The sequence below is a fragment of the Flavobacterium sp. genome, assembly GCF_043779715.1.
Lineage (GTDB): Bacteria > Bacteroidota > Bacteroidia > Flavobacteriales > Flavobacteriaceae > Flavobacterium.
In genome coordinates this window covers 1-8,928 of sequence record NZ_JAYWDT010000085.1, presented here as the reverse complement: position 1 = coordinate 8,928, position 8,928 = coordinate 1, and the positions used below count along the sequence as shown (strand labels likewise).

At 32.0% G+C, this 8,928-nt stretch carries 8 protein-coding genes; 5 read left to right on the top strand and 3 right to left on the bottom strand.

Translation table 11 applies throughout. From position 1 onward, the window contains the following. Window positions 1-214: 214 nt before the first annotated feature. Entirely contained in the window at window positions 215-823 is a 609-nt protein-coding gene (locus ACH2BG_RS04440; protein WP_395046514.1) for a trimeric intracellular cation channel family protein, read from the bottom strand. A gap of 90 nt (window positions 824-913) precedes the next feature. On the opposite strand from ACH2BG_RS04440, the gene ACH2BG_RS04435 reads away from it, so the two are divergent. The 5 genes from ACH2BG_RS04435 (at window position 914) to ACH2BG_RS04415 (ending at window position 6,968) form a co-directional block, all read left to right on the top strand. Continuing rightward, the gene (locus ACH2BG_RS04435; protein WP_395046513.1) at window positions 914-1,843 is read left to right on the top strand and encodes a DUF2167 domain-containing protein; all 930 of its coding nucleotides are present in this window, start codon (window positions 914-916) and stop codon (window positions 1,841-1,843) included. 124 nt (window positions 1,844-1,967) lie between these two features. Continuing rightward, entirely contained in the window at window positions 1,968-2,756 is a 789-nt protein-coding gene (locus ACH2BG_RS04430; RefSeq protein WP_395046512.1) for a TrmH family RNA methyltransferase, read from the top strand. Between the two features lie 76 nt (window positions 2,757-2,832). Further along, the gene (locus ACH2BG_RS04425; protein WP_395046511.1) at window positions 2,833-5,052 is read left to right on the top strand and encodes a RelA/SpoT family protein; all 2,220 of its coding nucleotides are present in this window, start codon (window positions 2,833-2,835) and stop codon (window positions 5,050-5,052) included. Window positions 5,053-5,159: 107 nt separating this feature from the next. Next, window positions 5,160-5,612, top strand: coding sequence for a Fur family transcriptional regulator (locus ACH2BG_RS04420; protein WP_395046510.1), 453 nt, complete (start codon window positions 5,160-5,162; stop codon window positions 5,610-5,612). A gap of 84 nt (window positions 5,613-5,696) precedes the next feature. After that, entirely contained in the window at window positions 5,697-6,968 is a 1,272-nt protein-coding gene (locus ACH2BG_RS04415; RefSeq protein WP_395046509.1) for an adenylosuccinate synthase, read from the top strand. 66 nt (window positions 6,969-7,034) lie between these two features. On the opposite strand, the gene ACH2BG_RS04410 is transcribed toward ACH2BG_RS04415, so the two are convergent. Then, entirely contained in the window at window positions 7,035-7,802 is a 768-nt protein-coding gene (locus ACH2BG_RS04410) for a toxin-antitoxin system YwqK family antitoxin (RefSeq protein WP_395046508.1), read from the bottom strand. A gap of 148 nt (window positions 7,803-7,950) precedes the next feature. Beyond that, window positions 7,951-8,928 (bottom strand): membrane protein insertase YidC (gene yidC, locus ACH2BG_RS04405; RefSeq protein ID WP_395046507.1); only part of this gene is annotated, 978 nt, incomplete at its 5' end.

Sequence of the window (8,928 nt, the reverse complement as noted above, 5' to 3'; positions counted from 1 at the left end):
ATGAAACAAAAAAGTGGCATTTTTTGCTTCATGGATAAAAGTGTTCCAAAGCAAATAATCATCTACTTGGTATGTTCGTACTGAGTAATCTTTCACCTAATTTATTTAAACTTTGGAAAATTACACTTTTTTTCATAAATCTTTACAATTTAGAAGTGTCTAATCATAAAAATAATATCTAAAAAAATGTCTTCTTTCTACTAATTAATGATAATTATAATGGTTTATTCTCAATTGGTTTCAAACTCCATTTGAATTTTACAGCCATCAATCTAATAATGATAATTACTGACGAAGTCATTAGATAAACTATATCATCTTCGAAATTTAATTTCTTTAGAACAAAGAAAACAATTCCTCCAATAATACAAATGGTTGCATAAATCTCTTTTCTGAAAATTACAGGAATTTCGTTACACAAAATATCACGAATAACACCGCCAAAACAAGCTGTCATTGTTCCCACAGCAATACAAATTACAGGATGCAAATGAATATCAATCCCTTTTTGAATTCCTATCAGAGTAAAAACTCCAAGTCCAATCGTGTCAAACAGAAACAAAGAAGTTCTTAATTTATCAAATCGATTTCTAAAAATAAACGCTAATAAAAATGCTAATATAATAGCATAAACACCGTTTAAATCTTTCATCCAACCCACAGGCGTATTACCAATCATAACATCCCGCAACGTGCCGCCACCAAGTGCTGTTACAAATGCTATGATAAAAACACCAAACGGATCCATCTTTTTATTCATAGCGGTTAATGCTCCAGACATCGCAAAAGCCATTGTTCCAATAATATCTAAAAGGTAAAACATGGGAAAGCTGTGGATTTATATAATTGAGTTGTGCAAAATTACAGAAAATACTTTGAAATTAATATATTTGCCAAAACACTAAAAAAACTAATGAAAAACATTATCACTTCTCTTTTGCTATTTTTAGCTTTCATATCAACAGCTTTCTCACAAAACCAAGATTCCTTAGAATTAGATTACGAAAAAATCGAAAAATCATTAATTTATAAAATTGGTAAAATTGAATTTCCTTCAGGAAATGCAACATTAAATGTGCCAAAAGGATTTAAATTTCTTGATGCAAAACAAACACAATATGTCCTCAAAGATTTATGGGGAAATCCTGAAGACACTACAGTTTTAGGTTCGATTGTACCAGATAACAAAGGAGTTATGAATGAAGATAGTTGGTTATTTGTAATAAATTATCAAGAAGATGGTTATGTAAAAGATGATGATGCTCAAGATATAAATTATGATGATTTGCTAAAAGAGATTCAAGAAGATATGCGCAAAGAAAATCCTGAAAGAACAAAACAAGGATTTGATACCGCAGAGCTTGTAGGATGGGCATCAAAACCATTTTATGACGGAAAGTTGAAAGTATTACACTGGGCAAAAGAGATAAAATTTGGAAACTCTAAAGACAATACTTTAAATTATGATTTAAGAGTTTTGGGAAGAAAAGGAATGTATAATATTTCGGCAGTTGCTAGCATGCAAGAATTAGCAGAAGTAAAAGCAAGCATACCTAATGTTATAAATAGTATTCAGTTTAAAGAAGGGAACACTTATTTCAATTTCGATGAAGACACAGATACAGTTGCCGCTTGGACAATTGGTGGACTTGTAGCTGGAAAAGTACTCGCAAAAGTTGGTCTTTTTGCAGTAATAGCAAAATTTGGAAAAGTTATATTTATTGCACTTTTGGCAGCATTTGCAGGAGCTAAAAAATTTATTTTCGGCAAAAAAGATCAAGTCCTTACAAAACCAAAAGAAGATGAAGAGTTAGCAGAAGAGACTAAAACAGAAGAAGAATAAATTTTCTTTTTTTATTACATTTTAAAGGTTTCCAAAATGAAAATTATTGGAAACCTTTTATTTTAGAATTGGTTTATTTAATTTCTAATAAACATTTGTAACTTTGAACCTTTTCAATTTCAAAATGAAACAAATAACTTCCTCACAAAATCCGTTTATAAAATCGTTGGTTTTATTACAAGAAAAATCAAAAGCTAGAAAGCAATCTGGAACTTTCTTGATAGAAGGACAACGCGAAATAGAATTGGCACTAAAAGGTGGGTTTATAATAGAAACTATTTTGTTTTTACCTGATTTAATTACCGAAAAACAAATCGCAAAATTAACTAATCAAGCTATTGATTTAATCGAAATTTCGAAAGAAGTATATCAGAAACTAGCCTATCGCGATACCACCGAAGGTATTCTAGCCGTTGCCAAGACAAAATCTTTCCTTTTATCGGATTTAAAATTATCACAAAATCCATTAATTCTCGTTGCCGAAGCGCCCGAAAAACCAGGAAATATTGGAGCACTACTCCGCACTGCCGATGCCGCAAATCTCGATGCCGTTATTATTGCCAATCCAAAATCGGATTTATACAACCCAAATATTGTTCGTTCTAGTGTAGGTTGCTTGTTTACAAAGCAAATTGCAACAGGAACAACACTGGAAATTATTACTTTCTTGAAAGAAAACAATATCAATTTTTATTGTGCCACTTTACAAAATTCGACTTCCTATCACACGCAAGATTACACCATCCCAACAGCATTAGTAGTAGGAACCGAGGCTACTGGTTTAACTCAAGAATGGCGAGACAATGCAACTCAGAACATTATTATTCCTATGCAAGGCGAGATAGACAGTATGAATGTTTCTGTAGCAGCAGCGATTTTAATTTTTGAAGCCAAGCGACAAAGAGGCTTTTAAAAAATCAATTTCAGTAGTAAAAAACCTTTTATAATTCATTTTTTTATCCTAACTTTAGGAATTGAACAACAATGTTATGGTAGAAATTGATATCGAAAAGGAAAATAAAGCTATTGCTCAAGAATACAAGGAGTTACTTCGCATAAGTTACCAAACCCTTACGACTGAAGACAAAAAACTAATCCGAAAAGCTTTCGATGTTGCTGTCGATGCACACCAAGACCAACGTCGAAAATCTGGTGAAGCTTATATTTTTCACCCAATTGCAGTCGCTAAAATTGTAGCCGGAGAAATTGGTTTGGGAGCAACTGCCATTGCCGCAGCATTAATGCATGATGTTGTAGAAGATACAGATATTACCGTCAAAGAAATCGAGCAAATGTTCAATCCTAAAGTGGCACAACTTGTAGAAGGATTAACGAAAATTTCGCAGGTAAAAAAGGACATGAACATTTCGATGCAAGCTGAAAACTTCCGTAAAATGTTGCTCACACTAAATGATGATGTTCGTGTAATTATCATAAAACTCGCCGACAGACTACATAATATGCAAACCATGGAGTCGATGGTCGATTATAAACAAGTCAAAATTGCTTCCGAGACTTTATACATATACGCACCACTCGCCCATCGATTAGGATTATATAATATAAAAACAAAGCTCGAAGATTTAGGATTAAAATATACCGAACCTGCTGTTTACAATGATATTGTAAGTAAAATAAAGGAAACTAAGGAAGAGCAAGACGAGTATATCAAAAATATTACTGATGTATTAAAAAAATCCCTTGATGAGGAAGGTGTCGAATATATTATAAAAGGTCGCCCTAAATCTATTTATTCTATTCGTCGAAAAATGGCAGCTCAAAACGTCACTTTCGATGAGGTTTACGACAAATTTGCCTTACGAATTGTTTACAAATCAAATCCGCACGACGAAAAATTCTTAGCTTGGAAAATATATTCGATAGTAACAGATCATTATCGTCCGAGTCCAAGTAGATTACGAGATTGGATTTCGTCACCAAAATCTACTGGTTACGAAGCTTTGCACATTACCGTTATGGGACCTTTAGGGCGTTGGGTAGAAATTCAGGTTCGTAGCGAGCGCATGGACGAAATTGCAGAAAAAGGATATGCAGCACATTACAAATACAAACAAGGAGCAAACGAAGAAAGCGGACTCGATGTTTGGTTAAATTTATTAAAAGAAGCATTAGAAAATTCTGAAACCAACGCAGTCGATTTTGTAGAGGATTTCAAAATGAATTTATATGCCAAAGAAATATATGTTTTTACTCCAAAAGGCGAAATTAAATCTTTACCAAAAGGAGCCACATCATTAGATTTTGCTTTTAGTATTCACTCAGAAATTGGTATTCGTACAAGAGGAACACGAGTAAACGGAAGATTAGTTCCGCTAAATACCGAACTAAAAAGTGGAGATCAAATAGAAATAATTACTTCTCAAAACCAGAAACCAACCATAAACTGGATCGATTATGTAACCACATCGAGAGCTAAAAATAAGATTAGAAACGTACTTAACGAAAATACTAAAAAAATTGCCGAAGACGGAAAAGAAATATTAACTCGAAAATTAAAGCATTTAAAAATCACATTAAACGAAGCTACTATTAACGAGCTTGTTAATTATTTCAAATTAAAAACCAGCTTAGATTTATTTTACAGAGTTGGAATTGGCGCCATAGAAAATCAACAATTAAAAGATTTTGCTTCTCAAAAAAGTAATGCTTTTATGAACTTCTTTAAAAATAAAATAAAAAGAAGTCCAAGTTACAATCCTGAATTAGTAAATAAAAATGAGTTATCTAGTAATTATGACATGCTCGTTTTTGGAGCAGAACAGGACAAGTTGGATTATAAATTATCTGCTTGTTGTAATCCTATTCCTGGAGATCCTGTTTTTGGCTTTGTTACGATTAATGAAGGTATAAAAGTTCACAAACGTGACTGTCCAAATGCAATTAGTATGCAATCTAATTACGCTTACCGAATAATGCAAGCAAAATGGGTAGATTCTTCGCAACAAGAATTTAAGGCCATTCTCGAAATTACAGGTATGGATAGCATAGGTCTAACAAACGAACTAACCCGAGTAGTTTCGAACAATATGCATGTAAATATTCAGAGTATTTCGTTAAGTGGAGAAGCAGGAATTTTTAACGGAACATTAGCAGTTATTGTACCTAACAATACTATTCTTAAAAAACTAATTGATAATATCAAAAAAATAGATGGTGTGGATAGAGTTGCTAGAGTATATCATAATTAGTAGCAAAATCCTTTATTTTGAAAATTTTAAAACTAAAAAAATATCTTATTTTCACTTTCGAATTTATCACTTTCGACTTTAAGACTTTTTGATTACCTTTGCCAGATATGACACTTATAGCTACAGATAATACTACCAATCAGGAAATTGTAAAAAATGTTTTCACAATGTATCTTGAAAATAAAGGACATCGAAAAACGCCTGAACGCTACGCCATTCTTCAAGAAATATATGATAGCGAAGACCATTTTGACATAGAACATTTATATCTCAAAATGAAAAACAAAAATTATCGTGTTTCTCGTGCTACACTTTATAATACTATTGAATTACTATTAGACTGTGCCTTAGTTCGCAAGCATCAATTTGGGCAAAACCAAGCACATTACGAAAAATCATATTTCGACAAACAACACGATCATATCATCATGATAGATTCTGGCGAAGTAATAGAGTTTTGCGATCCAAGAATTCAAACCATAAAACAAACGATGGAAGAAATTTTTGGTATAGATATAGTAAATCATTCACTTTATTTCTACGCAAATAAAAAAGCTTAAATAAATAACAACACATAACTAACTACAACACACCCGAGGCGAAGCCGAACTGAATGGAGCGCAGCGGAATTAAACAACAACACAATGACAGTAGATTTATTACTAGGATTACAATGGGGCGATGAAGGCAAAGGAAAAATTGTCGATGTATTAACCTCAAAATATGACATTATTGCTCGTTTTCAAGGAGGCCCAAACGCAGGACACACATTAGAATTTGACGGAATAAAACACGTTTTAAGAACAATTCCTTCTGGGATATTTCATAAGAATAATATCAATATTATTGGAAACGGAGTCGTTATAGATCCAGTAGTTTTTAAAACTGAAGTTGATGGATTGGCTAAATTTAATTTAGATTTAAAATCAAAATTAATCATTTCGAGAAAAGCCCATCTTATTCTTCCAACACATAGATTACTTGATGCAGCATCGGAAGCATCGAAAGGAAAAGCAAAAATAGGTTCAACTTTAAAAGGAATTGGACCAACTTATATGGACAAAACTGGTCGTAACGGAATCCGTGTTGGCGATATCGAACTAGAAGATTTTAAAGAGAAATATCGTGCCTTGGCAAACAAGCACGAGGAAATGATAAAGTTTTATGATGTTTCAATTCAGTACAATTTAGCTGAACTAGAAAAAGAATTTTTTGAAGCTATCGAAGACTTAAAAAAATTAGATTTTATCGATTCTGAAGAATATTTACATCAAGCGCAAAAAGCAGGAAAATCTATCCTTTGCGAAGGTGCTCAAGGTTCGTTATTAGATGTCGATTTTGGTACTTATCCATTCGTAACTTCATCAAACACAACTGCAGCTGGAGCTTGTACTGGTTTAGGAATTGCACCAAACAAAATTAAAGAAGTTTATGGCATTTTTAAAGCTTACACAACTCGCGTAGGAAGTGGACCATTTCCTACTGAAGATTTTGATGAAGCAGGAACAACAATGGCAAAGGTGGGTAACGAATTTGGTTCGGTTACTGGTCGTCAGCGTCGTTGTGGTTGGTTGGATTTAGTTGCCCTTAAATATGCTGTGCAGATAAACGGAGTAACCCAACTAATGATGATGAAAGGTGATGTGCTTTCTGGTTTTGAAACTTTAAAAATATGTACGTCATACAATTACAAAGGACAAACTATTTCACATTTACCATACAACATCGAACCGGAAAACATCACTCCTATTTATACCGAATTTAAAGGTTGGAAAGCCGATTTGACAGGAATGAGTACTTATGAAGAATTACCAAAAGAACTAAAAGATTACATAGCTTTTATCGAAAAGGAAGTTGAAGTTCCAATAAAAATAATTTCTGTTGGACCAGATAGGAAACAAACAATTACTAAATAAATAATACTAAAAAAACGCTTTGATTTCTCAAAGCGTTTTTTTTTATATTGTTAATTAAAATATAAACTATTTCTTTACTTTCAAACTTGGTTTTTTGTAACCATTTATAGTATCTGCATTCATTTGGCGAACTAGTTTTCCATTATTGAAATACTTCCAAATACCGTTTTTCTTATCTAATTTAAACTGACCCGAGATTACTACTTTTCCAGATTCGTCATAAACTTTGTAAGGTCCTTGCAAAACATCATTTACAAAAACAGATTCTTCGACTAATTTTCCTTCTTTAGAATATTTTTTAGAAATTCCCTCTTTAAGATTGTTCTTATATAAAATTTCTTCCGCAAGTTTCCCGCTCGTATAAAAAACTTTTCTAGAGCCTTCTAATTTATCATTTATATAATTTTCGGTGGTCATAACTGTTTTCAGACCTTTGTGATAATATTTCCAAACACCTATACGAAGCTTATTGTAAGTGTTTCCTTCGCTTACTATGTTTTTATTTTCATCGAAAAAAATAGTATAAGCATTATTTTTATTATCAAAATTACGAGTTGCAAGAACTAATTTCTTATCGCTATTGGCATAATAGGTAAACAATCCCATTTCTTTTCCGTGGTTAAAGCTACCTACATATCGAAGTATTTTCGAATCATCATAAAAGCCATTCCATAATCCTTGACGCAAACCATTTTCGTCGAAACTATTAGGTGAAATTTGAGGTTTTACAGCTTCTGCTTTTGGGGTTTCTACTTTTCCAATTTGGGCATAACCAAATGAGAAGTTTACCAATAGTATAAAAACTAAATATTTTTTGATTGTTTGAGGCACCATAATTTTAAAAATTAACTGTTTTGTATTAACTCTAAATGTTGCTTTTTATTATTGAATTGAAAATTTATTTCATAAACACAACATCAAAAACAATACCGATTCTTATTTATAAAAAAAATCATTCGTCGTAACGAATGATTTTAATTTTTTATTTCTTTTTATCTTTTGCTTTTTGCGCTTCGGCTTGTTCCATTACTTCTTGCAATTTTTTCTGAAACTTACCTTGTTTTTTAGGCTCTTTGAGTTTGTTTTCTTGTATTTGAGCATGAATTTTCTTGTCATCGACAATATATTTTTTAATAACAAACATAATTCCTATCGTAATTACATTCGAAACTAAGGTATATAAACTTAATCCTGAACCATAATTATTAAAGAATATAAGCATCATAACTGGTGATACATACAACATTATTTTCATGATTTTCGCCATATCTGGCATACCTTCTTGCTGTGGTGCTTGCATTTGTTGGTCTCCAGCTGTCATTTTTGTATAAAAGAAAATCGCAATAGCTGCCAATAATGCAAACAAACTCACGTGGTTCCCGTAAACTGATGAAATAATTGGAATATGTTGTTTCCAAGATAAAACAGCATCAAAAGAAGACAAATCTTGTGTCCATAAGAATCCTTTTTGTCTTAACTCCATCGCCGAAGGAAAAAACTGAAACGAAGCATACATAAACGGAATTTGTATCAATGCTGGAATACAACCTGCCATTGGGTTCACTCCTGCTTTGTTATACAACTTCATTGTTTCTTGTTGTTTTTTCATTGGATCTTTCGAGAACTTTTCGTTTAGTTCATTTATTTCAGGACGCAAAACTTTCATTTTTGCCTGAGATAAGAAAGATTTATATGTAATAGGTGACATAGCAATTTTGATTATTACTGTAAAAATAACAATAGCAATTCCTAAAGAAATATAAGAACTTATGAATCCAAATAATGGAATAAAAATAAATATATTAATCCAACCAAAAATACCCCAGCCTAACGGAATAATTTTTTCTAGATTTTTATTATATGTTTTTAAGAGTTTATAATCTGACGGACCATAATACCAGTTCATCTTATAATTTACCTCACCATTATTAAACGCTAGAGGAATATTTGCTTTAAATTG

Bases quoted from the DNA above. Each gene is read 5' to 3' on its own strand.
- ACH2BG_RS04440 (WP_395046514.1), bottom strand. From the start codon at position 823: ATGTTTTACCTTTTAGATATTATTGGAACAATGGCTTTTGCGATGTCT.
- ACH2BG_RS04435 (WP_395046513.1), top strand. From the start codon at position 914: ATGAAAAACATTATCACTTCTCTTTTGCTATTTTTAGCTTTCATATCA.
- ACH2BG_RS04430 (WP_395046512.1), top strand. From the start codon at position 1,968: ATGAAACAAATAACTTCCTCACAAAATCCGTTTATAAAATCGTTGGTT.
- ACH2BG_RS04425 (WP_395046511.1), top strand. From the start codon at position 2,833: ATGGTAGAAATTGATATCGAAAAGGAAAATAAAGCTATTGCTCAAGAA.
- ACH2BG_RS04420 (WP_395046510.1), top strand. From the start codon at position 5,160: ATGACACTTATAGCTACAGATAATACTACCAATCAGGAAATTGTAAAA.
- ACH2BG_RS04415 (WP_395046509.1), top strand. From the start codon at position 5,697: ATGACAGTAGATTTATTACTAGGATTACAATGGGGCGATGAAGGCAAA.
- ACH2BG_RS04410 (WP_395046508.1), bottom strand. From the start codon at position 7,802: ATGGTGCCTCAAACAATCAAAAAATATTTAGTTTTTATACTATTGGTA.